Source organism: uncultured Martelella sp. (assembly GCF_963677965.2).
GTDB classification, from domain to species: domain Bacteria; phylum Pseudomonadota; class Alphaproteobacteria; order Rhizobiales; family Rhizobiaceae; genus Martelella; species Martelella mangrovi.
This window is the reverse complement of sequence record NZ_CAXXFM010000001.1, coordinates 187,691-211,374: the sequence shown is the minus strand read 5'-3', so window position 1 is coordinate 211,374 and position 23,684 is coordinate 187,691. Positions and strand designations below refer to the sequence as shown.

Here is a 23,684-nt window from a genome sequence, read left to right as displayed (position 1 = left end):
TGCGTCAAAGTGAAAGTTCGGTCACGATACGGTTCAGCAGCAGCATGCCTTCCGGTGTCGCGCGCAGCCGGCTGTTGCCGATCCGCTCGATCAGGCCGAGCTGCATCAGGAAGGCTTCGCGTTCGCTGTCGAGCGGTTTTCCGGCAAGCGCCGACCAGCGGGCAATATCGACGCCCTCGCGGACCCTCAAGCCCATCAGCAGCAGTTCGTCAGCCTGTTCTTCCGGCGAGAGAGGGCTTTCCTCGATCACGCCATGGCCGTTTGTTTCGGCCATTTCAAGCCAGGTTTCGGGATGTTTCTCGGTGGCGGTCGCCATCCGGCCGGCTGCCGTTTCCAGCCTGCCATGGGCGCCCGGGCCGATCCCGGCATAGTCGCCATAACGCCAGTAGGTCAGGTTATGCCGGCTTTCGGCACCGGGCCGGGCGTGGTTCGAGACTTCATAGGCCGGAAGCCCGCGCGCGGCGGTCACCGCCTGGGTGATTTCGTAAAGGCGGGCGGCATGGTCGTCATCGGGGATGACCAGTTTTCCGGCGCGGTGAAGGGCAAAAAAGCGCGTACCTTCCTCGATGGTGAGCTGGTAGAGCGACAGATGATCGGCGGCCAGGTCTATCGCCTGATTGAGCTCGCGTTCCCAGTCATCCGCGCGCTGGCCGGGGCGGGCGTAGATCAGGTCGAAGGACATGCGCGGAAAGATGTCGCGCGCCAGCCGGATTGCGCCAAGCGCCTGCTCGACATTGTGCAGCCGGCCGAGAAAGCGCAATTCGCGGTCGTTCAGCGCCTGCACGCCCATCGAAACGCGGTTGACGCCGGCCGCGCGATAGCCGCGAAAGCGTTCGGCCTCGACGCTGGATGGATTGGCCTCCAGGGTTATCTCGATCCCGTCGGGCACATGCCAGGCTCCAGCGACGCCATCGAGAATGGCGCCGAGCGTTTCCGGCGCCATCAGCGAGGGCGTGCCGCCGCCGATGAAGATGCTGGTGACCGTGCGGGGGCCGGACCGCGCTCGCATATGGTCGATTTCCTTCAGGAAACCCGCGACGAAGCGTGCCTGATCGACCGGCTGGTGGCGGACATGACTGTTGAAGTCGCAATAGGGACATTTGGCCGCACAGAACGGCCAGTGCAGATAGACGCCGAAGCCAGGTTCGCCGTCATCGCCATTGATGCCTGCCATCACTGCCGGGTCGGTTGTCAGAGCGCAAGTCCTGTTTCGGTGAAGAGCCTGAAGGCGCGGGCGCGGTGGGAGAGCGCGCCGCCATCGGCCGGCCCGCCGACAGCCTTTTCGTCCGCATCCATCTCGCCGAAGGTTTTCATATGACCTGCGGGCTGGAAAACCGGGTCATAGCCATGGCCCTTGTCGCCGCGCGGCGGCCAGACGAGATTGCCTTCCACTTCGCCGCGGAACGTCTCCGTGTGGCCGTCGGGCCAGGCAAGGCAGAGAACGCAGACGAAACGGGCGGTGCGGGCATCCGGCGTGGTCGCGCCCTTTTCGGCGAGCGCCTTTTCCACCTTTTCCATCGCCATGGCGAAATCGCGGCTGCCGTCCGCCGTCTCCGCCCAGTCGGCGGTGTAGACGCCCGGCGCGCCGTCAAGCGCGTCAACCACAATGCCGGAATCGTCGGCAAGCGACGGCAGGCCGGATTTTTCGGCGGATGCCAGCGCCTTGATGGTGGCGTTTTCGACAAAGGTCGTGCCGGTTTCCTCCGGTACGTCGAAGGACAGTTCGGCGGCCGATTTGGCCGAAACGCCAAGCGGGCCGATCAGTTCGGCGATTTCGGCAATCTTGCCGGGGTTGTGGCTGGCAACAACGATGGTCTTGGTGTCGAGTTTACGCATGGTTTCCTATAATCCCCAGAGCTTGGCTTCCGCGCATTCCAGGCTGTTGCCGGCGGGATCGCGGAAATAGATAGAGCGGGCGCCGTTGGGCCAGCAGAAATCGCTTTCGATGGTAATATCGTGTGTTTCAAGCCGCGCGATCATCGCGGCGAAGTCGTCGTGTTCCAGCCGGAAACAGACATGGCCCGGACCGCGTGCGCCATGGGCGGGCACGGGAAGCGAGCCGGGGCTTGCGGGCTTTTCCGTCTCATCCGGATTGAAGATCAGCAGCACGCCCGTCCCACAGCGAAAGAACACATGCCGGTTGCCGACGCGGGTGATCTTCTCCAGCCCGAGAACGCCGCCGTAAAATGCCTCTGCGGCATCAAGGTCGGCGGCATAAAGGGCTGTTTCCAGAACGGCGGCAATCGGCATGGCGGTTCCTTTAAGCGCCGGCGATGGTCTTCTTCTGCAATTCGACCAGTTCGCCGATTCCGTCCTTTGCAAGGCCCATCAGCGTCAGGAACTCGTCCTGCGAAAACGGCTTGCCCTCGGCGGTGCCCTGGATTTCGACGATGCCGCCGGTGCCGGTCATGACGAAGTTGGCGTCGGTCTCTGCAGACGAATCTTCCAGATAGTCGAGGTCGATGACCGGCTGGTCGGCAAAGATGCCGCAGGAGATTGCCGCAACGTGGTCCTTCAGCACCTTGTCGGCCTTGACCATGCTGCGGGCTTCCATCCATTTCAGGCAGTCGTAGAGCGCAATCCATGCACCGGTGATCGAAGCGGTGCGGGTGCCGCCATCGGCCTGGATCACGTCACAGTCGACGCTGATCTGGCGTTCACCGAGGGCTTCGAGGTCGACAACGGCGCGCAGCGAACGGCCGATCAGGCGCTGGATTTCCTGGGTGCGGCCGCCCTGCTTGCCGGCGGAAGCCTCGCGGCGCATGCGCTCGCCGGTGGCGCGCGGCAGCATGCCGTATTCGGCGGTGACCCAGCCTCTGCCCGCATGGCGCAGCCACGGGGGGACGCGTTCTTCAAGCGAAGCGGTGCACAGCACATGCGTGTCGCCGAATTTCACGAAGCAGGAGCCTTCCGCGTGTTTGGAGAAGCCACGCTCGAAGGAGACATTGCGCATCTGATTGAGTTGTCTGCCTGACGGCCGCATGGTGTGATCCTTCCGGTTTCAATTGCGGGGGTTCTAGAAGGAAGAGGCGGCTTTTGCAAAGAAAAACGGCAGGCGCCGATGTCACAAAACCGAATTGCGCCGCCGCCCCGTGACACTATATTAGGCGGGAAGGCTTCATACGATCGGCAAAGCAAAGCATGACATCAGATCAAAGACCAACGGCAGACAATTCGGCGATGGCGCTGGACGATCGCTCGCGGGAAGTGTTCCGCAGGATTGTCGAAAGCTATCTGGAAAGCGGGGAGCCGCTGGGCTCGCGCAACCTTTCGCGGCTGTTGCCGATGTCGCTGTCGCCGGCTTCCGTCCGCAATGTGATGAGTGACCTGGAGGAACTGGGGCTGATATACGCCCCGCATGTTTCCGCCGGACGTCTGCCGACGGAAAGCGGTCTTCGCTTCTTCGTCGATGCCTATATGCAGATCGGCGATCTTGCCGAAAACGAACGCTCGGAAATCGAGCGTCAGATGAGTTCCGCCGATCGCGGTCAGCCGGCTGACGCCTTCCTCAACGAGGCAAGCCAGATGCTGTCCGGCATGTCACGCGGGGCAGGGCTGGTGATGACCTCGAAGAGTAATACCGTGCTCAAGCATGTCGAGTTCATCCGCCTTGAGCCGACAAAGGCGCTTGCGGTGCTGGTCGGCGAACACAACGAGGTCGAAAACCGGATCATCGATCTGCCGGCGGGCACTACGTCTTCGCAGCTGACGGCAGCAGCGAATTTCCTCAATGCCCATCTGAACGGCCAGACCCTGCCGGAACTGAAATCGGTGCTGGGTAAGCTGAAGGATGAGGTTCGCCATGAGCTCGACCAGCTTTCGCAGGATCTTGTCGGGCGCGGGCTTGCGGTCTGGTCCGGCAGTTCGAAGGAAGGGCAGCCGGGGCGCCTGATCGTGCGCGGCCGGGCCAATCTTCTCGAAGGCGTGGCCGATATTGCCGATATCGACCGGTTGCGCATGCTGTTTGACGATCTGGAGAAAAAGGAAAGCCTGATCGAGCTGATCAATCTTGCCGAAAGCGGCCCGGGCGTGCGGATCTTCATCGGTTCGGAAAACAAGCTGTTTTCGCTGTCGGGTTCCTCGCTGGTCGTAGCGCCCTATCGTGACAGCGACAATCAGGTTGTCGGGGCTGTCGGCGTGATCGGACCGACCCGTCTGAACTACGCCCGGGTGGTGCCGATGGTCGATTATACGGCGCATCTTCTGTCGCGTCTGTCACGCTCGCGCTAACAGACATATGTGAATAGCGGGAGAGGCCTTGATTTTTCGGGAGTGAACCTCGATATCGGGGCTCGAGAGATTCAAAGAACAAAATGAAACTTGCGGAGACGTCATGACCGACGAGACCAAGAAGAACGGCACTGACGAGGAAATCAACGAAACGGTGGTCGACCTGAAAGCCGAAACGCCGGTTGACGAAACCGAGGCTGCGGAGGCCGAGGCCGTCGAGCCCGATCCGATCGATCTCCTGCGTGAGGAAAACGAGAAGCAGCGCGACCAGTTGCTGCGGCTTGCCGCCGAAATGGAAAACCTGCGCCGGCGCACCGCCCGTGACGTGAAGGACGCCAAGGCCTATTCCGTCACCGCGTTTGCACGCGACATGCTCGGTGTTTCCGACAATCTGCGCCGCGCGCTGGATGCCATTCCGGAAGACAAGCGCACCGAGGAAATCAAGGGCTTTATCGAAGGTGTGGAGATGACCGAACGCTCCATGCTGTCAGCGCTTGAGCGTCACGGTGTCAACAAGATCGATCCGGAAGGCGAGAAATTCGATCCGCACTTCCATCAGGCGATGTTCGAAGTGCCGAACCCGGAAATTCCGGCCAATACCGTGGTGCAGGTCGTCCAGTCCGGCTACACGATCGGTGAGCGGGTGCTGCGCCCTGCCATGGTCGGCGTTTCCAAGGGCGGGCCGAAGGCCGAACCCGCACAGCCGGCTCCAGAAGGCAAGCCCGAAGAATAATCACGGCAGCGTCGTTGCAAAAAAATAAAGGCGTTTCGCTGGTACGGAACGCCTTCAGTTTACTGACAAACCTATCCTTTTTACGGACGTCATCCTCGGGCTTGACCCGAGGATCTAACCACCGCTCAGCACGAGCGGTGCTGGTGGTCCGTATTAGATTGTTTTAAATTGATTTTTACCCGATACGCTTGTCGTGTTCATGCGTGCTTAGACCCTCGGGTCAAGCCCGAGGGTGACGAAAGAGAGCGGGGCGAGCTTTGTCAGACGTCTTAAGGCGTTTCGCTGTTGCGGAACGCCTTTTTCGATGGTCGGTCTGTGGTGGTGCGGTTCAGGCCGCTGACGAATCCGGATCGGAATTCAGGAATGCGTAGATCGCGCTTTCCGTATCGGATGCTCTGAGCTTCTTGACCAGTTCCTGGTCGCGCAGCAGCCGCGCCACGCGCGACAGGGCCTTGAGGTGGTCGGCGCCGGCACCTTCGGGCGCCAGCAGCAGAAAGGCCAGGTCCACGGGCTGGTCGTCGAGCGCCTCGAAATTGACGGGGTGCTGCAGACGGGCAAAGACCCCGCAGATATGATCGAGATTGGCGAGTTTACCATGCGGAATGGCAATGCCATTGCCGACACCGGTGGAGCCGAGGCGCTCGCGCTGGAGCACCACTTCGAAGATTTCGCGCTCCGGCACCCCCGTCACGGTCTCCGCTCTGGCGGCCATCTCCTGCAGCAATTGCTTCTTGGAGTTTGCCTTGAGGGCGGGGATGATCGCCTCCTGTTTCAGCAGGTCGTCAAGGGCCATGTCCTGGTATCCTGGGTTGCGGCTTGGGGGCGGGCGCCTGAACGGCACCCGCCGGAGTGGGGTTCAGCCCTGAATGCTGGCCGTATCGATCCAGCCGATATTGCCATCGGGGCGGCGGTAGACGATGTTGAGCGTCTTGTTGTCCGGGTTGCGGAACAGCATCAGCGGCTTGTCGGTCATGTCGAGTGCCATGACGGCTGTTGCGACCGCCATCGTACGCACTTCGGTCTTCGCTTCCGCGATGATTGCCGGCGCGTAATCTTCCGGGATTTCGGTATCATCCTCGTCCGGCATGTCCATCACCGAATAGGCAACTTCGGCGAAATCGGCCTGACCGTTGCTCTGGTGATGATCCTTCAGCTTGCGCTTGTAGCGGCGCAGACGCTTGGCAATGCGTTCGCATGCTGCATCGAAGGCGGCCTGCGGATCATGGGCCTTGCCGGCTGCGTGGAGCACGGCACCACTGTCGAGATGAATCTTGCAGTCGGTCTCGAAACCGCCTGCGGATTTCTCCACGGTGACCTGGCCGGAATAGCCGCCGTCAAAATATTTGGTGACCGCTTCCTCGATCTGATCTTCGATTTTTTCGCGGAAAGCCTCGCCGACTTCCATTTGTTTTCCCGAGACGCGAACACTCATGGATCTTCCCTTCTTCTATCGTTTGCGGCCACCAGTTTAAGCCACACGCCGTTCTCCTCCAAGAACTTCAGCAGTGGGGTCGCCGGTGTCCGGTACGGCACTGCGATGACACAACGTCATCATAACTCATGTGGGCATTTTTCAGCCGTTTGCCAGCGGGATTTCCGCAATATTCTTCTGCATATTTTTCCGCCGGGCGCGGTCGGTGCGCCGCGCACCCTGTCCTGACGCAGCTGCGTCTCGTCTCGTTCGCTAAAGGCGGCGTCCCTCTTGCGGCGGATGCTCTACCGTTCATGCCGGAGGAAGTCAATCATGCCGGCGACCTCTTTTGAAGGCGCTGCAATCCGGTCGTCTTCAGGCGCCGACGGCTTTTGCATGGGCCCGTTTTTCGCGGCGGCGCTGTACCGAGGAGGGAATATTCATCGCTTCGCGGTATTTGGCGACGGTGCGACGGGCGAGCGTGATTCCCTCCTGCTTCAGTTCGGCAACGATGTCATCGTCTGAAAGAACCTTTTCCGGTGTTTCCGAGGCGATCATCCGGCGGATCTTGTGACGGATCGATTCTGCCGAAAGCGCACTGCCGTCGCCCTGATCGGAGGCGATCGAGACGGAAAAGAAATAGCGCAGCTCGAACAGGCCGCGCGGGGTCAGGATGAACTTGTTCGAGGTGACGCGGCTGACCGTCGATTCGTGCATCTTGATGGCGTCGGCCACGGTCTTGAGGTTCATCGGGCGCAAGTGGTCGACGCCGTGTTTGAGGAACGCATCCTGCTGGCGCACGATCTCGCTTCCGACCTTGAGGATGGTGCGCGCGCGCTGATCGAGGCTGCGCGTCAGCCAGTTCGCCGTCTGAAGGCAGGTGTTGAGAAAGGTCTGGTCGGCATCCGACATGCCGTGAGACGCCTTGATCTGAGTGAGGTAGGAGCGGTTGACCAGAACCCTGGGAAGGGTGTCGGGATTGAGTTCCACCTGCCATTCACCGTCCTTGCGGGCCGACACGATGACATCGGGGAAAACCGATTCGGGCGGGTGGCTGTTGAAGGCGCCGGCCGGCTTCGGGTTCAGCCGGCGCAGGCTCTGCATCATTTTCAGGAGCTCTTCTTCATCCGCGCCGCACAGCTTCTTGAGCCTGGTGAAATCGCGGCGGGCCACCAGCTCGAGATGGTCGACCAGAACAGCCATTGCGGGGGTGAAGTCGCCGGTCTGGAGCAATTGCTGACGCATGCAGTCGGAAAGCGACTGGGCGAAGATGCCCGGCGGATCAAGCGTCTTGAGCCTTTCAAGAACCGCGTCCAGCCGCTCCGTGGTCAATCCGGTCCGTTCGGCAATTTCGGCGGTATCGGCCCGGAAGTAACCGGCCTCGTCGAGATAGTCGACAAGGTGGCGGGCAATGGCCTGTTCGTCCGGGCGTTTGAAGGTGAGGGCGATCTGGGTGGTCAGGTGGTCGCGCAGGCAGGGTTTGCCCGCCACGAATTCATCGAGATCGACATGGTCATCTCCGCCGCCGCTGCCGGGCATCGACTTCCACTGGCTCAGCAGTTCAGGCGCATCCGGGCGCGCCGGTGCGTTGTCATCGCCGTAGACGCTTTCGAAATTGCTGTCCAGGCTGTCGCCAAGATGCGCGGCGCTGTCGCTTTGCCGTTCATCGGTAAACCAGTCGCTGGACATGTCCTGGCTTGCGCTGTCCGTCGTTTCCGGGGCGTCTGTTCCGTCGTCGGACGCGGCCTCGTCGCCGGCAACCTCAAGAAGCGGGTTTTTCTCGACCTCCTGGGCGATGAACTGGTTGAGTTCCGCATGCGGCATTTGCAGCAACTGGATCGACTGCATCAACTGCGGCGTCATCACCAGCGACTGGTTCTGACGAAGAAAAAGATTGGCGCCTAATGCCATGTCGAAAGCAAAACCCCAAAATCGCAACGGCCTGCAACGAGAGCGTCCGCTGGCGTACTGAACTCTTTATCGCGTTTTTAGGAAGATTGGCACAAAAATTGCTTGTTTATCAAGCCCGAATCCGGGTTTCGGCGCAGGGGTGCTAGAGACTGAAATTGTCTCCGAGGTAGAATCGACGCACATCGCTGTTGGCGACGATCTCGTCGGCCTTGCCATGGGTCAGCACTTCACCGGCATGGATGATATAGGCGCGGTCAATCATGCCGAGCGTTTCGCGAACATTGTGGTCGGTGATCAGCACGCCGATGCCGCGGCGCGTCAGGTGGCGGATCAGGTTCTGGATATCGGCAACGGAAATCGGGTCGACGCCGGCAAACGGTTCGTCGAGCAGCATGAAATCGGGGTCCGTGGCGAGGGCGCGGGCAATTTCAAGGCGCCTGCGTTCGCCACCGGAAAGCGCCACGGCCGATGTCTTGCGCAGTTTGGCAATACCGAATTCTTCCATGAGCTGTTCGAGCTTTTCTTCCCGCTCCCGCTTCTTCAGCGGGGTCAGTTCAAGAACCGACCGGATGTTGTTTTCAACACTGAGGCCGCGGAAAATCGAGGCTTCCTGCGGCAGATAGCCGACACCGAGGCGCGCCCGGCGATACATCGGCAGCGCTGTCACGTCGCGGCCGTGCAGGACGATATTGCCTTCATCGACAGGCACCAGTCCGGTGATCATGTAGAAACAGGTGGTCTTGCCCGCACCGTTCGGTCCGAGAAGGCCGACGGCCTCGCCGCGTCTGACGACAAGCGAGACGCCGTTGACAACACGCCGGCTTCGGTAGGTCTTGGTCAGCCCCTGTGCAATCAACGTGCCGTCATAACGGCCGTTTTCGCGCGAAGCCTCACCGTTTCCCGATGTGGTTGCCGCGGCGGCAGGGCGATCTGCGGTGGAAAGTGTTTTCTGTGTCGGTTTTCTGGGCATGCGATATCAATTGCCCGGCCGTGATTGCGGATTAAGTCTGATCTGGACCCGGTCGCCACAAGCGTCCAGCTTGGCCCGGCTGGTGGCCATGTTGACCGTCAGCTTGCAGCCGACGAATACATTCTCGCCTTCCTTCAGCACGACCTGTTTGCCTTCAAGCACGAACTGCTGGGCGGTCATGTCGAAATAGCCGGTGTCGCCGGTTGCCGTCTGGGTATCTGTCTCGAGGCTGACGGCCCGGCTCAGGTCAATCCGCTCGATATCGCCCTGACCGGCAGCAATCCCGGTGGAACCGCCGGCATAACGCACGGTCATCTGGCCGGCCTTGACCTGATTGGCGCCCTGCACGGCGACCACATTGCCTGAAAAGGTAATGAGCTTCGTCGAATCGTCGACCTCGAATTCATCGGCGTTGATGTCGATCGGTTCGCTGCCGGAAAGCTGAAAGCCGCTCGTCTGGGTCGATTGCGCGAACCCTTCCGACACCGGCAGTGCCAGCGTGCACAGCAAGGCGAGCATGGCCTTGGTCGACCGGCGGGGCGGACAGATTGTCAATTTGCTCAGATCCATCTGAAACCTCATTTACCGGTCTGGGCCAATGCCGCGGGCGACAAGGTAACATGAACGCCGCCGCCGAACCGAATTTTCTGACCGTTATTGACGATATTTACGTTTTGGGCAACCACGGAAGCCTGGGGCGCTGTTACGGTAATCGGCGTGTCGCTTGCCAGCGTGCCGCCCTTGATGTCGATTTCGGCCGAGGAAAAGTCCGCCGTCATGCCGTTCGAAAGCGTGATCGTGAAAGGCTCGTTGATGGTCAGCTTTTCGGTGACGCGGTCATACAGCGTACGGGTGGCATCGACCACGGCCGTGACCGTATCGTCGACGGGAACGCTGGCAACGACATTTTCCAGAAGCACGCTGCTGTCGTCGGGATTGGTCGCCGGCAGCAGGGCGCGGTCGGCCTTCAGCGAATAGCGGATGCCATCGGAATTGCGGCCCGATATGCCGGGATTGGTCATCACAATCATCCCGTTCTCGATCGAGGCGGCATCGAGCGAGATGTTTTCGGGAACGATGGAGCGCAGGAAGGTCGCGGCAACCAGGCCGATCGTGATCAGCACGGCGGCAAGCGGCAGAATGATCTTCAGCCGACGGACATGGCCGGAGTGCCGCTTGGCCTTGCGGAAACTTTCTTCAATCGAAGAACCGGGCTGGCCGTTGCCGGGCTGCGCCGTGGTTGAAATACTCATAGTGCACCGTTTCAAAAAAGCCTGTGTCGCAGTCGGCTTTTGCGGACATCGAACCATGCCCGCATGAGTGCAGAGCCGTTGCCTGTCAGAGGGGAGAGGTAGTATGTTTTGGCGGCGATAACAAGTTTGGCCTTGGAAAATAAAGCCGTTTACGATTGACATCAGATGTGGGCGGAACGCACATTCGCCAACCTTGTCGACGGCGATCGTCGTTCAAAAACCTGTGAGGTCATTGATGAATCTGTCGGATATCCTCGAACGCAGACGCCTGCGCAGGCGTGTCGGCTGGTGGCGTGCGGCGGCACTGGTGGTGGCCGTTTTGCTGGTCGTTGCCGTCTTCAGGACCTATGGCGGGACGCAGGGCAGCGCGATGCTGTCCCGGCCGCATATCGCCCAGCTTACCATTTCCGGCGTGATCGGCGATGATCCCGTCATGCTCGAGACGATCCGCGAAATCGGTGACGATCCGGCGGCCAAGGCGCTGATCGTCTCGCTTTCGACCGGCGGCGGCACGACGTTTGGCGGCGAGGCGCTCTACAAGGCCTTGCGCGAGGTGGGCGAGAAAAAGCCGGTGGTCAGCGAAATCCGCACCCAGGCGGCCTCGGCCGGTTATATGATCGCGCTTGCCGGTGACCGCATCTTTGCCGGCGATACCTCGATTACCGGTTCAATCGGCGTGATTTTCATGTATCCGCAGGCCAAGGAGCTTCTCGACAAGATCGGCATTTCGGTCGACTCGATCAAATCCGCGCCGCTGAAGGCGGAACCGTCGCCGTTCAACAATGCCAGCCCGGATGCCCAGGCCATGGTGCGTTCGATGGTGATGGACAGCTATGACTGGTTTGTCGACCTTGTTGCCGAGCGCCGGGACATGCCGCGGAGCGATGCGCTGGCGCTTGCGGACGGGCGGATCCTCACCGGACGGCAGGCGGTTGCGGCGGGTCTTGTCGATGAAATCGGCGGACGCGATGCAATTTCGGCCTATCTTGCCGACAACGGCATTTCGGACTCCCTTGAAATCAAGTCCTGGGATAACGTAAACAGGGATAGTTTCGGGTTCGGTTTAGCAAAAATGGGGGCCAAACTGCTCGAATCAGTTGGTATGGGTTGGTTTGTCAGCGAAGGTGCCTTTCACCAGAGCGGACTTGTTGACGGACTCGTGTCTGTCGGGCAGACTGATTGGCGATGAAAATCAGAGAGTTGAGGGGCTAGGTGTGATCAAGTCGGAATTGGTACAGATTGTTGCGGCGCGTAACCCGCATCTCTATCACCGCGATGTCGAAAATATCGTGAATGCAATTCTTGACGAGATCGCGGATGCCTTGGCTGCCGGCAACCGGGTCGAATTGCGCGGTTTCGGTGCATTTTCGGTCAAGAACCGGCCGTCGCGTTCGGGACGGAACCCGCGCACGGGCGATACCGTTTTCGTGGAAGAAAAATGGGTGCCGTTCTTCAAGACCGGCAAGGAATTGCGCGAGCGCCTCAATCCCGACCAGAAAGACGATGGCTAGCGGGAGCGGGCCTGACCGCTAAAAAAGTGAAAAACGCGTTCGAGGCGCATGATGTCAAAGCTTGTCAATCTCGTCATTCTGCTGCCCATCGGGGTGGTGCTTGTTCTGCTGTCGGTTGCCAACCGGCAGTCGGTCACGATGGCGCTCAACCCGTTTAATGCAGCCGATACGGTGCTTTCCGTCTCGGCGCCGTTCTTCGTCTACATCTTCATCGCCTTCATTCTCGGCATTCTGCTCGGGGCGCTTTTTGCCTGGATCTCCCAGCGCAAGTATCGCAAGACGGCAAGAACCAGCAAGCGCGAGGCGGCGCTGTGGCGCGCGGAAGCCGACAAGCAGAAGGCGCGCTCCACCGAGGTTTCGGCCGGAAAGCCGCTCGACCAGCTGCCGTCTTCCTGACATGGCGTGCTGACGAGGCTTGCCATTTTTACGACAGGGCTGATAAACCGCAGCTTTCGAACACTGCGGGATGATGGCCTTTTATGACGCCTTCCAGACAGGACAAGACACGCCGCCACAAGGCAGGTGGAAAGCCGCAGGCAAAGCCTGACCGGCCGCGCAAGGGCGGACACGCCGCAGCGCGGGCCGACGAGCGGCGCAAATCCCCGCCGTCCGGCGATAAGCAGAATGAGCGCCGCAGCCGCCAGCCGGAGCCGCAATGGATCGCGCTGCGCGATGGCGACCGGCCGGCAGAGCGCGTGCCAAGCATTCTGCAATCCGTCTGTGCCGACGGGTTTCACCTGATCGACAGCGGCCACGGCCTGAAACTCGAACAATATGGCGACTACCGCATTGTCCGCCCGGAAGCGCAGGCGCTGTGGCCGCCGCTGCTGGATGAGAAGACATGGGCCAATGCCGATGCGATCTTCACCGGAGACACGGATGAGGATGGCATGGGGCGCTGGCGTTTTCCCAAGGCCGCGCTGGGCGAGACCTGGCCGCTGCGGATCATGGATATCGATTTTCTCGGGCGCTTCACGTCGTTTCGCCATGTCGGGGTGTTTCCCGAACAGGTGGCGCACTGGCAGTGGATGCGCGATGCGCTGAAAAACGCGTCCGGCCGCGCGGCAGGAGCGCCGAAAGTGCTCAATCTTTTCGGTTATACCGGCGTTGCCTCGCTGGTTGCCGCGGCTGCGGGCGCAGAGGTGACCCATGTGGATGCCTCGAAGAAGGCCATCGGCTGGGCGCGCGAGAACCAGGCGCTGTCCGGCCTCGATGACCGGCCGATCCGCTGGATATGCGATGACGCGATGAAGTTCATCGAGCGCGAACAGCGGCGTGGCAATCAGTACGACATCATTCTTACCGACCCGCCGAAATTCGGACGCGGGCCCAATGGCGAGGTCTGGCAGCTGTTCGAACATCTGCCGAAAATGCTGGACCTTTGCCGGGCAATCCTTAAACCGGATGCGCTCGGCTTCGTGCTGACGGCCTATTCGATCCGCGCCAGCTTCTATTCCGTTCATGAACTGATGATGGAGACGATGCGTGGCTTTGGCGGCGTGGTCGAATCGGGTGAGCTGGTTATTCGCGAGGGCGGACTATCGGGCAATGAACCCGGTCGTGCCCTTTCAACATCCCTTTATGCGCGGTGGTTGCCTCAATGAGCTTCGAAAAAGATGACAGACGCGCGCCGCGCGTGGGAACGGTGAAAGAGGTCACATCCCTTTCCAACCCGATCATCAAGGATATCCGCGCGCTTTCGCAAAAAAAGCACCGTGAGGAGACCGGCACCTTCATGGCCGAGGGTCTCAAGCTGGTGATCGATGCGCTGGAGCTGAACTGGTCGATCCGTACGCTGATCTATGCCAAGGCCGCGAAGGGCAAGGCGCCGGTGGAAAAGGTTGCCGCCAAGACGGTCGCCTCCGGTGGCCTGGTGCTGGAGGTCTCCGAAAAGGTGCTTTCGGCGATCACCCGGCGCGACAATCCGCAGATGGTCGTCGGCGTGTTCGAAAGCCACTACCGGCCGCTTGGCGATATCCGCCCGGAAGAAAACGAGACCTATGTCGCGCTCGACCGGGTTCGTGACCCCGGCAATCTCGGCACCATCATCCGCACCGCCGATGCCGCCGGTGCCGCGGGCGTGATCCTGGTCGGCGAGACCACCGATCCGTTTTCGATCGAGACCGTGCGGGCGACCATGGGCTCGGTGTTCGCGCTGCCGGTTTCCCGCACCGAACCGCGCGCATTCCTGGACTGGGCGAAAAACAGCGGCGCCGAGATTGTTGCCACCCATCTGGCGGGTTCGGTCGATTACCGCACCATCGACTACAGCAAAAGGCCGGTGGTGCTTTTGATGGGCAACGAGCAGCAGGGTCTGCCGGCCGAACTGGCTGACGGCGCCGGCCGCCTTGCCCGCATTCCCCAGCAGGGCAGGGCTGATTCGCTCAATCTTGCCGTTGCAACCGGGGTGATGCTCTACGAGGCGCGCCGCCATCTCCTCTCGCTCGATCCGCCGGAGGCCGGCCAATGACCGCGCCGCTTTCGCGTCCCGTTCCCGCCGCAGCCTTTGTGGTCATTGCGCTGCTGGTCGATGCGGCGATCAAATATGCGGTCGAGGTCTATCTGCCGTTTCACCGGATGATCCCGGTCCTGCCGTTTCTGGGGCTTTTCAAGACCTATAATCCCGGCATCGCCTTTTCGCTTCTGTCGGATACCAATGGCTGGGCGCTGGTCGGGCTGCGGCTGGTGATCGTGGCGGTTGTGATCTATCTCTGGCGCAAGACCGCGCCGGGGCAGACATGGGCGCTTTTGGGCTTTGCGCTGGTGGTTGCCGGCGCGCTCGGCAATATTCTCGACCATTTCATCTACGGTCATGTGGTCGATTATATCCGCTTTCATATCGGCGGCTGGACCTTCCCGATCTTCAACCTTGCCGACAGCTACATCACCGTCGGCGCGGTGCTGATCTTTGCCCAGGAATTCCTGTTCAAGGGGGCGGGGCGCGGCGAGGGTTGATGTGTTCGCCTTCGTTCGAAGTTCTCCGGAAAATACTTTTTCTTCAACAGATTGCCGGACATCGTTTGTGTCTTGCGGGATCGTTTTCGTGTTGACGGGGCGACAAAAGATTCTGGACCTCGCCCTTGCCATGTACTAGTCTTTTGGCCACAGGGAGATGCCAGAACGGTATATGCAAGGAGGCGCAGTGATGACATTGAACAGCCTCTTTCGGACAATTTGACCTCCATAACGGCGAGATGCGACTGTCACGAACGTGTCGCAGTGAGATGGTTTATGACATCCAAGATGAACGATCCGGAACACGCTATGACCATGGAAGCGCTCGACCTTCTTCAGGCTGCCGAACGCGCCGGCGCCGCGCCGGCTGTCAGCAAGTCGTTGCTGGAGGAAGGTATCCTCGGCCGCATCGGCTCACTGGAAACCCGTATTGCACGCACACCGGGCGAAATCGAAGCCGCGCAAGCGGTTCGCTACCGCGTGTTTGTCGACGAAATGCAGGCTCGGCTTCCCGCTGACGCGATGCGGGCCAAGCGTGATTTCGACCAGTGGGATGAAATCTGCGACCACCTTCTGGTGCTCGATACCAAGCTGGATGGCGATGTCGAGGATCAGATCGTGGCAACCTATCGGCTGCTGCGTCATGAAGTGGCCATGGAGCATGGCGGGTTTTATTCCGATTCGGAGTATCAGACCGACAAGCTCGTCGCCCGCCATCCCGATGTGCGTTTCATGGAACTCGGCCGTTCCTGCGTGCTGCCGGATTATCGCAGCAAGCGCACTGTTGAACTGCTCTGGCAGGGCAACTGGGCCTATGCGCTGAAGCACAATATCGGTGCGATGTTCGGTTGCGCGTCGTTCCACGGCACGGACCCCGCCGAACATGCCATGGCGCTCTCGTTTCTCTATCACAATGCCCGCGCCACCGGCGAATGGGCGGTGAAAGCCCGCGCCGAACTGGCCGTCGACATGAACCTGATGAGCGCCGAAGACGTATCCGGTCGCCGGGCGCTGACGGGCCTGCCGCCGCTGATCAAGGGCTATCTGCGCCTCGGCGCGATGGTCGGTGAGGGTGCGGTGGTCGACCATGCCTTCAACACCACCGATGTTCTCGTGGTGCTGCCGATTGCCTCGATTTCCGATCGCTACATCAATTATTACGGTGCCGACGCCGGGCGTTTCGCAAGCTGAAGCCCCGACAAACGCTGTTGCAAGGGGCGCTGCCGGGGTGCGGTCGTGAAATTTTGCGCGGCACTGCGGCGCTTCAAACGTTTTGCCCAGCTTTCTCTTGCCGCGCTCTTCCGGCAGCTTCGATTTCGTGACACATGAAAAGACAATCGAGGTGTTGGAAGCATGGCCGCTACGGCGCTTCCGGCGCAGCGAACCCCCATGAACATATGCAAGCAAGTGACCGTGGCAGACGATAACCGCATCAAGACCGAAGAGCTTATTTCCGAGGAAAGCCGGGCATCGGCAACGCCGATGATGGAGCAGTATATCGAGATCAAGGCTGCAAACCCCGATCTCCTGCTGTTTTATCGTATGGGCGATTTCTACGAGCTGTTCTTTGACGATGCCGTGGAGGCAGCCCGCGCGCTTTCGATCACGCTCACCAAGCGCGGCCAGCATCTGGGCCGCGACATTCCGATGTGCGGCGTGCCTGTTCATGCCGCCGACGATTACCTACAAAAGCTGATCGCGCTCGGTTTTCGCGTTGCCGTCTGCGAGCAGACGGAAGACCCGGCGGAGGCCAAGAAACGCGGCGGGAAATCCGTGGTCAGGCGCGATGTCACCCGTCTTGTGACGGCGGGAACGCTGACGGAAGAAAAACTGTTGGCGCCCGGCGAAAGCAATTTCCTGATGGCGCTGTCGCGGGTCAAGGGTGAGGGCGAGACGGCCTACGGGCTGGCCTGGATCGATATTTCCACCGGTGTCTTCCGGCTGTGCGCGACATCGGAAAACCGGCTTGCCGCCGATATCATGCGGGTCGAGCCGCGCGAACTGATCGTCTCCGATGCGCTTTTTGCCGATGAAAAACTGCGGCCGGTGTTTGATCTTCTCGGCCGTGCAGTCGCCCCGCAGCCGTCGGTTCTGTTTGACAGCGCCACGGCGAAAGACCGCCTGTCGCGGTTCTTCGAAGTGGCAACGCTGGATGGCTTCGGGCGTTTCTCGCGGCCCGAGCTTTCGGCTGCTGCCGCCGCCGTTGCCTATGTCGAGAAAACCCAGATCAACGAACGCCCCGCACTTGGCATTCCCGAACAGGACGGCGGATCGGGCTCGATGTTCATCGATCCGGCGACCCGCACCAATCTGGAACTGATTCGCACCATGAATGGCGGTCGCGACGGTTCGCTGCTGAAGGCCGTCGACAGGACGGTGACCAGCGGCGGCGCACGGCTGTTGTGCGAGCGGCTGATGTCGCCGCTGACCGACCCCGAACAGGTGCACCGGCGTCTTGATTCGGTGGCGTTTTTCCTCGGCGAGGTCAGCCTTTCCGCCGCTCTTCGCGATCATCTGAAGCAATTGCCGGATATGCCGCGCGCGCTGTCGCGTCTGGCGCTCGACCGGGGCGGTCCGCGTGACCTCGGCTCGATCCTGAAGGGGCTTGAGGTGGCGCGTGCGATCGCGGATATCCTGAAGCCTGCATCGCTGCCGGAGGAACTGGCCGCGTCACTTGAGGCCCTTGCCGCACTGCCGGAAGACCTGGAAGCGCAGCTTGCTGCCACGCTTGCCGACGAACTGCCGCTGTTGAAGCGCGATGGCGGTTTCGTGCGCGAAGGGGCCGACGAACGTCTTGATGATGCGCGCGGCCTGCGCGACGCCTCACGGCGGGTGATCGCCGGCCTTCAGGCGCAATATGCCGAGGAGACCGGCGTCAAGGCGCTGAAGATCAAGCATAACAACATGCTTGGCTATTTCATCGAGGTGACCAGCGGAAATTCGAAGGCTCTGACGGAGGGCGACGAGGCCAAGGCGAAATTTATCCACCGCCAGACCATGGCGAATGCGATGCGGTTTACCACGGCCGAACTTGCCGATCTGGAAAGCCGGATCGCCAATGCCGCCGGCGAGGCGCTCACAATCGAACTTGCGACCTTCGAGACGCTGAGGCAGGCCGTCGTCGCCAGCGCGGAACAGCTGAAGGACGGTGCGCTGGCGCTGTCCGTGCTCGATGTTTCCGCCGGATTTGCCCTGCTTGCCGAGGCCGAGGCCTATTGCCGGCCGGCCGTTGATGGCACCACGGCCTTCGAGATCGAGGGCGGACGCCATCCGGTGGTCGAGCAGGCGCTGGCGCGGCAGTCAGCGGGGCCGTTTGTGGCCAATGACTGCACGCTGTCGCCCGAAAGCGGCGACAAGGGCCGGCTCTGGCTTCTGACCGGGCCGAATATGGGCGGTAAATCGACCTTCCTGCGTCAGAACGCGCTGATCGCGATCCTCGCCCAGACTGGCGCCTATGTGCCGGCGACCAAGGCTCATATCGGCATTGTCGACCGGCTGTTTTCGCGCGTCGGCGCTTCGGACGACCTGGCGCGCGGCCGCTCGACCTTCATGGTCGAGATGGTGGAAACCGCCGCGATCCTCAATCAGGCGGGGCCGCGCTCGCTGGTGATCCTCGATGAAATCGGCCGGGGCACGGCAACCTTCGACGGCCTGTCGATTGCCTGGGCGGCGGTTGAGCACCTGCACGATGTCAATTGCTGCCGTGGGCTGTTCGCCACCCATTTTCACGAGCTGACCGCGCTTTCGGAGAAGCTGCCGCGTCTCGTCAACGCCACCATGCGGGTCAAGGAATGGAAGGGCGAGGTCGTGTTCCTGCATGAGGTGGGGCCGGGGGCCGCCGACCGGTCCTACGGCATTCAGGTCGCCCGCCTTGCCGGCCTTCCGTCTGCCGTTGTCAAACGGGCAAAAAACGTTCTGGCCCGGCTGGAAGATGCCGACCGCAAGAACCCGGCATCAAGCCTGATCGATGATCTGCCGCTGTTTCAGGCGTCGATGCGTGCGCCGGAGCCCGAGCCGCATGCCTCTCAGGTTGAGACCATGCTGAATGATCTGAAGCCTGACGACATGACCCCGCGCGAGGCGCTGGACGCGCTTTATGCCCTGAAGCGGAAAATGCAGGATGATATTTCCATTGAGGACTGATTTGCTTTAAGACACCACCGGCGGCGAAAGAACCGCAGGGAAAAGGCAGGTCGATGCAGAAATCCGCAAGCGCGCAGACAGTCAAGAGCAATGCCCGCAAGGCGCAAACCGATCCTTACGCGATGACCGATGTGCTTGAGCCCTCCAAGCTCAAGACGGCATTGCGCGCGATCGCCAAGAAGCATGCCGGCAGTCCCGATGCGCTGCGCCGGGACGTGCTGGCGCACCTGAAACAGGTGAACGCCCAGGGGCGCGAGCGCGCTTATGAAATTCTGAAGGAAAACGGTGGCGGCCTGGAATGCGCCCGCCGGATTTCCTGGTTGCAGGACCAGATCCTGATTGCACTGGATACGCTGGTCACCCAGTCGATCTATCCCGAAACCAGAAATGAATTCACCATCACCGCTGTCGGCGGTTACGGGCGCGGCACGCTGGCGCCCGGCTCGGATATCGATCTTCTGTTCCTGATCAACGGCGCCGACCGCGAGGAGACGCTGAAATCGATCGAATATGTGCTCTATATGCTGTGGGATATGGGGCTGAAGGTTGGCCATGCCACCCGCAGCGTGGCCGAATGCATCAAGCTCTCCAAGTCCGACATGACGATCCGCACATCGATTCTGGAAATGCGCTACATTGCCGGCCGGAAAGAGCTTTCCGATACGCTTGCGCATCGCTTCGATGACGAGATCGTGGCCAGCAGCGCGCCGGAATTCATTGCCGCCAAACTGGCCGAGCGCGACCAGCGGCATCAGAAATCCTTCGATACGCGCTATCTTGTCGTGCCCAATGTCAAGGAAGGCAAGGGCGGTCTTCGCGACCTCAATACGCTGTTCTGGATCGCCAAATATTTCTACCGCGTGCGTGATACCGCCCAGCTTGTCGATCTGGGGGTGCTGTCGCGTCAGGAACTGAAGCTGTTTCTGCGCGCGGAAGACTTTCTCTGGGCGGTGCGCTGCCACCTGCATTTCATCACCGGCAAGGCGGAGGAGCGGCTGTCCTTCGACATTCAGCGCGAGATCGCCGAGGCCCTTGGCTATCAGGACCGTCCCGGCCTTTCGGCTGTTGAGCGGTTCATGAAGCACTATTTTCTGGTGGCCAAGGATGTCGGCGATCTGACGCGGATTTTCTGCTCCGATCTGGAGGAGCAGCAGGCCAAGGCCGCCCCCACGCTCGGCCAGGCCGTGTTGTCGAAATTCACAAAGCGCCAGCGCAAGATCCCGGGCTCCCTCGAATTCGTCTCCGACAGCGGCCGCATTGCCCTTGCCGAGCCTGATGTGTTCAAGAAGGACCCGGTGGCGATCATCCGCTTCTTCTATGTCGCCGTCATCAATGATCTCGAGTTCCATCCCGACGCGCTGAAGGTGGTGACGCGCTCGCTGTCGCTGATCAATGCGGAGCTGCGCGAAAACGACGAGGCCAACCGGCTGTTCCTGTCGATCCTGACGGCACGCAACAACCCGGCGCTTTATCTGCGCCGCATGAACGAGGCCGGCGTGCTCGGCCGCTTCCTGCCCGAATTCGGCCGCATCGTCTCGATGATGCAGTTCAACATGTATCACCACTTCACCGTGGACGAGCACCTGATCCGTGCCGTGGACGTGCTTTCCGAACTCGACAATGCCGGCGGCGAAAGCGAGATGCACCCGCTGGCGGCGCGACTGATTTCTTCGGTCGAAGAGCGTACGGTGCTTTATGTCGCCGTGCTGCTGCACGATATCGCCAAGGGCCGCAAGGAGGACCACTCGATTGCAGGTGCCCGGCTTGCGCGCAAGATCTGCCCGAGGCTCGGCCTGACCGTCAAGCAGACCGAGCTTGTCTCCTGGCTGATCGAATATCATCTGCTGATGTCGATGACCTCGCAGACCCGTGACCTCAACGACCGCAAGACGGTGGTCGATTTTGCCGACAAGGTGCAGTCGCTCGACCGGCTCAACATGCTGCTGATCCTGACGGTCTGCGATATCCGCGCTGTCGGGCCCGATGTCTGGAACGGCTGGAAGGGCCAGCTTCTGCGCACGCTGTATTACGAAACCGAAATCCTGCTTTCCGGCGGGTTTTCGGCCGTCTCGCGCAAGGCCCGCACCCAGCACGCAATCGAACAGCTGGATGATGCGCTGGTCGGCATGGGCGACAATGAGCGGCACAAATACGCCAATCTGCACTACCAGAACTACATGCTTTCGGTGCCGCTTGAAGATCAGGTGCGTCACGCCCGCTTCATCCGCGAGGCGGACAAGGACCGCAAGCTGTTTGCGACCATGGTGCGCACCAACACGTTCCACGATATCACCGAGATCACGCTTCTGGCGCCCGACCATCCGCGCCTGCTGTCGATTATCGCCGGCGCCTGTGCGGCGACCGGCGCCAATATTGCCGATGCGCAGATCTTCACCACCACGGATGGCCGCGCGCTCGACACCATCCTGCTCAACCGCGCCTTCGACGATGACGCCGACGAATTACGCCGCGCCAACACCATCGGCAAGCTGATCGAGGATGTGCTCACGGGGCGCAAACATCTCAACGACCTGATTGCCGCGCGCAGCCGCGAACGCCGGACGGTGCGGCCGTTTTCGGTGCCCACCCACGTTTCGGTCTCCAACAAGCTTTCGAACATCTTCACGGTGATCGAGATCGAGTGCCTGGACCGGACCGGGCTTCTGGCCGACGTCACCCAGACGCTTTCCGAATTGTCGCTGGATATCCAGACGGCGCGGATTACCACGTTCGGCGAAAAGGTGATCGACAGTTTTTATATTACCGACCTTGTCGGCGCCAAGATTACCAATGAAAACCGTCGGGCGGCAATCGTTGAAAGGATGAAGGCGGTGCTGGACGACAAGGGTGATGCTTATCGCAAGGGCATGCCGCAGGGCATGCTGCTGCCGGCCGAGGCCGGCTCCGAGAGCGACAGGGGCGGAAACAAGGCATGAGCCTCGTCGGCAAGTTCGCCACCGTCGGCGGCGCGACATTCGCAAGCAGGCTACTGGGCTTTGCCCGCGAGACGATGATGGCGGCAGCCCTTGGCAATGGCGCCATGGCCGACGTTTTTTACGCCGCCTTCCGCTTTCCAAACCTGTTTCGCCGGCTGTTTGCCGAAGGGGCTTTCAATGCCGCCTTCGTGCCGCTGTTTTCCAGGGAGATCGAGGAAAACGGCGTTGACGGCGCCAAGCGCTTTTCCGAACAGGTGTTCGGCGTTCTGTTTTCCTTTCTGTTCGTCATCACCGTGGTGATGGAACTGGCGATGCCGCTTCTCGTGCGCTTCATCATTGCGCCGGGCTTTGCCGATGACGTGGAAAAATTCGAGATGACCGTGCGGCTCGCCTCGGTCATGTTTCCCTATCTGATCTGCATGTCGCTGATGGCGATGATGAGCGGGATGCTGAATTCGCTGCACCGCTATTTTGCCGCCGCCATCGCACCGGTGTTTCTCAATTTCGTGCTGATCGGCGTGCTGGCCTATGGCATTTCGGTGAATGCCGATCCCGAGCATATGGCGCGCAATCTGTCATGGGGCGTTCTTGCCGCAGGTATCATCCAGCTCGGCGTTGTCTATTTCGATGTCCGCCGCGCCGGCATGCGGCTGACCTTCCGCCTGCCGAAGATCACCCCGAAGATCCGGCGTCTGGTGGCGCTGGCTGTGCCGGCTGCCGTCACCGGCGGTGTCATCCAGATCAACCAGATCATCGGTCAGGCGGTGGCTTCCGGCAAGGATGGCGCGATCTCCGCGCTGCAATATGCCGACCGGCTTTACCAGTTGCCGCTCGGCGTCGTTGGCGTTGCCGGCGGCGTGGTGCTGTTGCCGGAACTCTCGCGGGCGCTGAAGGCTGGCAATGCGCCCGAAGCCTCGCATATCCAGAACCGCACCATCGAATTCGTGCTGTTTCTGACGGTGCCGGCGGCCTTCGGGCTGATGGTGATCTCGCCGGAAATTACCCGCGTGCTTTATGAACGCGGCGCCTTCGGGCCGGAGACGACGGCGCTGGTGGCCGCGATCATGACGGTCTACGCCTTCGGCCTTCCGGCCTTTGCGCTGACCAAGGCGCTGCAACCGGCGTTCTATGCGCGCGAGAATACCAAGCTGCCGATGCGCTTCACGCTGGTGGCCGTGGTGATCAACTCGGCGCTGGCGATATCGCTGTTTCCGGTCCTTGCCGAACGGGGCATCGCACTGGCCGAAGTGGTCTCGGGCTGGACCAATGTGGTGCTGCTGGCGGCAACCCTGATCATCACCGGGCAATTGCGCTTCGACAAGCTGCTGATGCGCCGTGGACCGCTGATCATCGCAAGCGCTGTCGTCATGGCGGTGGCTTTGCGGCTGGCGGCGGGGCAGATGTCCGGCTGGTTTGCGCCGGAAGCAGCCTTCCTGCAGCAGCTCGGCGGCCTCCTGATCCTGCTGGGGCTTGCGGCGGTTGTCTATTTCGGCCTCGTTCTGGCAACCGGCGGTGTCAACCGGGCCCTGCTCGGTCGCCTGGTGAAGCGGCGCGGCAAGGGCTAGGCCGGCTTCGCCGTTTGACCTGCCGCTGCCGGCGGTGCATAAGCGCTGTCGATATTTAACAGACCG

General features: G+C 61.1%; 22 protein-coding genes. 12 read left to right on the top strand and 10 right to left on the bottom strand.

Annotated elements, in window-relative coordinates; genetic code table 11:
- Positions 1–4: 4 nt before the first annotated feature.
- The 4 genes from hemW to rph are packed head-to-tail and all read right to left on the bottom strand — an operon-like array spanning position 5 to position 2,983.
- Complete coding sequence (gene hemW / locus ACHZCU_RS01190; protein ID WP_319517327.1) at positions 5–1,174, bottom strand: radical SAM family heme chaperone HemW; 1,170 nt, start codon at positions 1,172–1,174, stop codon at positions 5–7.
- Positions 1,175–1,191: 17 nt separating this feature from the next.
- Positions 1,192–1,836, bottom strand: a complete 645-nt coding sequence (gene rdgB / locus ACHZCU_RS01185; protein ID WP_319517326.1) for an RdgB/HAM1 family non-canonical purine NTP pyrophosphatase — start codon at positions 1,834–1,836, stop codon at positions 1,192–1,194.
- Positions 1,837–1,842: 6 nt separating this feature from the next.
- Positions 1,843–2,250, bottom strand: coding sequence for a VOC family protein (locus ACHZCU_RS01180; protein WP_319517325.1), 408 nt, complete (start codon positions 2,248–2,250; stop codon positions 1,843–1,845).
- A 10-nt stretch (positions 2,251–2,260) separates the two neighbouring features.
- Positions 2,261–2,983 carry a ribonuclease PH gene (gene rph / locus ACHZCU_RS01175; RefSeq protein ID WP_319517324.1) on the bottom strand — a complete coding sequence of 241 codons (723 nt, stop codon included), beginning with the start codon at positions 2,981–2,983 and terminating at the stop codon, positions 2,261–2,263.
- Between the two features lie 158 nt (positions 2,984–3,141).
- Here rph and hrcA point away from each other — a divergent pair, with 158 nt between their 5' ends.
- Both hrcA and grpE read left to right on the top strand, forming a co-directional pair.
- Complete coding sequence (gene hrcA, locus ACHZCU_RS01170; protein WP_106312918.1) at positions 3,142–4,230, top strand: heat-inducible transcriptional repressor HrcA; 1,089 nt, start codon at positions 3,142–3,144, stop codon at positions 4,228–4,230.
- Between the two features lie 103 nt (positions 4,231–4,333).
- On the top strand, positions 4,334–4,963 hold the full coding sequence (gene grpE / locus ACHZCU_RS01165; protein WP_319517323.1) for a nucleotide exchange factor GrpE: 630 nt from the start codon (positions 4,334–4,336) through the stop codon (positions 4,961–4,963).
- A gap of 328 nt (positions 4,964–5,291) precedes the next feature.
- On the opposite strand, the gene ptsN is transcribed toward grpE, so the two are convergent.
- From ptsN to ACHZCU_RS01135, 6 genes are all read right to left on the bottom strand, one after another.
- Positions 5,292–5,756 carry a PTS IIA-like nitrogen regulatory protein PtsN gene (gene ptsN / locus ACHZCU_RS01160; RefSeq protein ID WP_106311826.1) on the bottom strand — a complete coding sequence of 155 codons (465 nt, stop codon included), beginning with the start codon at positions 5,754–5,756 and terminating at the stop codon, positions 5,292–5,294.
- A 63-nt stretch (positions 5,757–5,819) separates the two neighbouring features.
- A complete protein-coding gene (gene hpf / locus ACHZCU_RS01155) occupies positions 5,820–6,395 on the bottom strand; it encodes a ribosome hibernation-promoting factor, HPF/YfiA family (RefSeq protein ID WP_106311823.1) in 576 nt (191 codons plus the stop codon).
- 354 nt (positions 6,396–6,749) lie between these two features.
- Positions 6,750–8,285 carry an RNA polymerase factor sigma-54 gene (gene rpoN, locus ACHZCU_RS01150; protein WP_319517322.1) on the bottom strand — a complete coding sequence of 512 codons (1,536 nt, stop codon included), beginning with the start codon at positions 8,283–8,285 and terminating at the stop codon, positions 6,750–6,752.
- Positions 8,286–8,427: 142 nt separating this feature from the next.
- Positions 8,428–9,255, bottom strand: a complete 828-nt coding sequence (lptB, locus tag ACHZCU_RS01145) for an LPS export ABC transporter ATP-binding protein (protein ID WP_319517321.1) — start codon at positions 9,253–9,255, stop codon at positions 8,428–8,430.
- A 6-nt stretch (positions 9,256–9,261) separates the two neighbouring features.
- Complete coding sequence (locus tag ACHZCU_RS01140; RefSeq protein WP_181190869.1) at positions 9,262–9,825, bottom strand: LptA/OstA family protein; 564 nt, start codon at positions 9,823–9,825, stop codon at positions 9,262–9,264.
- Between the two features lie 8 nt (positions 9,826–9,833).
- The gene (locus tag ACHZCU_RS01135) at positions 9,834–10,508 is read right to left on the bottom strand and encodes an LPS export ABC transporter periplasmic protein LptC (RefSeq protein ID WP_319517320.1); all 675 of its coding nucleotides are present in this window, start codon (positions 10,506–10,508) and stop codon (positions 9,834–9,836) included.
- 235 nt (positions 10,509–10,743) lie between these two features.
- On the opposite strand from ACHZCU_RS01135, the gene sppA reads away from it, so the two are divergent.
- From sppA to murJ, 10 genes are all read left to right on the top strand, one after another.
- Entirely contained in the window at positions 10,744–11,697 is a 954-nt protein-coding gene (gene sppA, locus ACHZCU_RS01130) for a signal peptide peptidase SppA (protein WP_319517319.1), read from the top strand.
- Positions 11,698–11,722: 25 nt separating this feature from the next.
- Positions 11,723–12,019 carry an integration host factor subunit beta gene (locus ACHZCU_RS01125; protein ID WP_106311807.1) on the top strand — a complete coding sequence of 99 codons (297 nt, stop codon included), beginning with the start codon at positions 11,723–11,725 and terminating at the stop codon, positions 12,017–12,019.
- A 48-nt stretch (positions 12,020–12,067) separates the two neighbouring features.
- On the top strand, positions 12,068–12,415 hold the full coding sequence (locus ACHZCU_RS01120) for a LapA family protein (protein ID WP_106311803.1): 348 nt from the start codon (positions 12,068–12,070) through the stop codon (positions 12,413–12,415).
- Between the two features lie 83 nt (positions 12,416–12,498).
- On the top strand, positions 12,499–13,623 hold the full coding sequence (locus ACHZCU_RS01115) for a class I SAM-dependent methyltransferase (protein WP_319517318.1): 1,125 nt from the start codon (positions 12,499–12,501) through the stop codon (positions 13,621–13,623).
- Entirely contained in the window at positions 13,620–14,489 is an 870-nt protein-coding gene (locus ACHZCU_RS01110; protein ID WP_319517317.1) for an RNA methyltransferase, read from the top strand. Before ACHZCU_RS01115 ends, ACHZCU_RS01110 begins: the two co-directional genes overlap by 4 nt.
- A complete protein-coding gene (lspA, locus tag ACHZCU_RS01105; protein WP_319517316.1) occupies positions 14,486–14,974 on the top strand; it encodes a signal peptidase II in 489 nt (162 codons plus the stop codon). Before ACHZCU_RS01110 ends, lspA begins: the two co-directional genes overlap by 4 nt.
- Before the next feature lie 315 nt (positions 14,975–15,289).
- On the top strand, positions 15,290–16,165 hold the full coding sequence (locus ACHZCU_RS01100) for a GNAT family N-acetyltransferase (RefSeq protein ID WP_319519723.1): 876 nt from the start codon (positions 15,290–15,292) through the stop codon (positions 16,163–16,165).
- A gap of 198 nt (positions 16,166–16,363) precedes the next feature.
- Entirely contained in the window at positions 16,364–19,117 is a 2,754-nt protein-coding gene (gene mutS / locus ACHZCU_RS01095) for a DNA mismatch repair protein MutS (RefSeq protein WP_394705998.1), read from the top strand.
- 53 nt (positions 19,118–19,170) lie between these two features.
- Entirely contained in the window at positions 19,171–22,053 is a 2,883-nt protein-coding gene (locus ACHZCU_RS01090; RefSeq protein ID WP_319517314.1) for a [protein-PII] uridylyltransferase, read from the top strand.
- Positions 22,050–23,618 carry a murein biosynthesis integral membrane protein MurJ gene (murJ, locus tag ACHZCU_RS01085; protein WP_319517313.1) on the top strand — a complete coding sequence of 523 codons (1,569 nt, stop codon included), beginning with the start codon at positions 22,050–22,052 and terminating at the stop codon, positions 23,616–23,618. Before ACHZCU_RS01090 ends, murJ begins: the two co-directional genes overlap by 4 nt.
- The last annotated feature ends 66 nt before the right edge of the window (positions 23,619–23,684 follow it).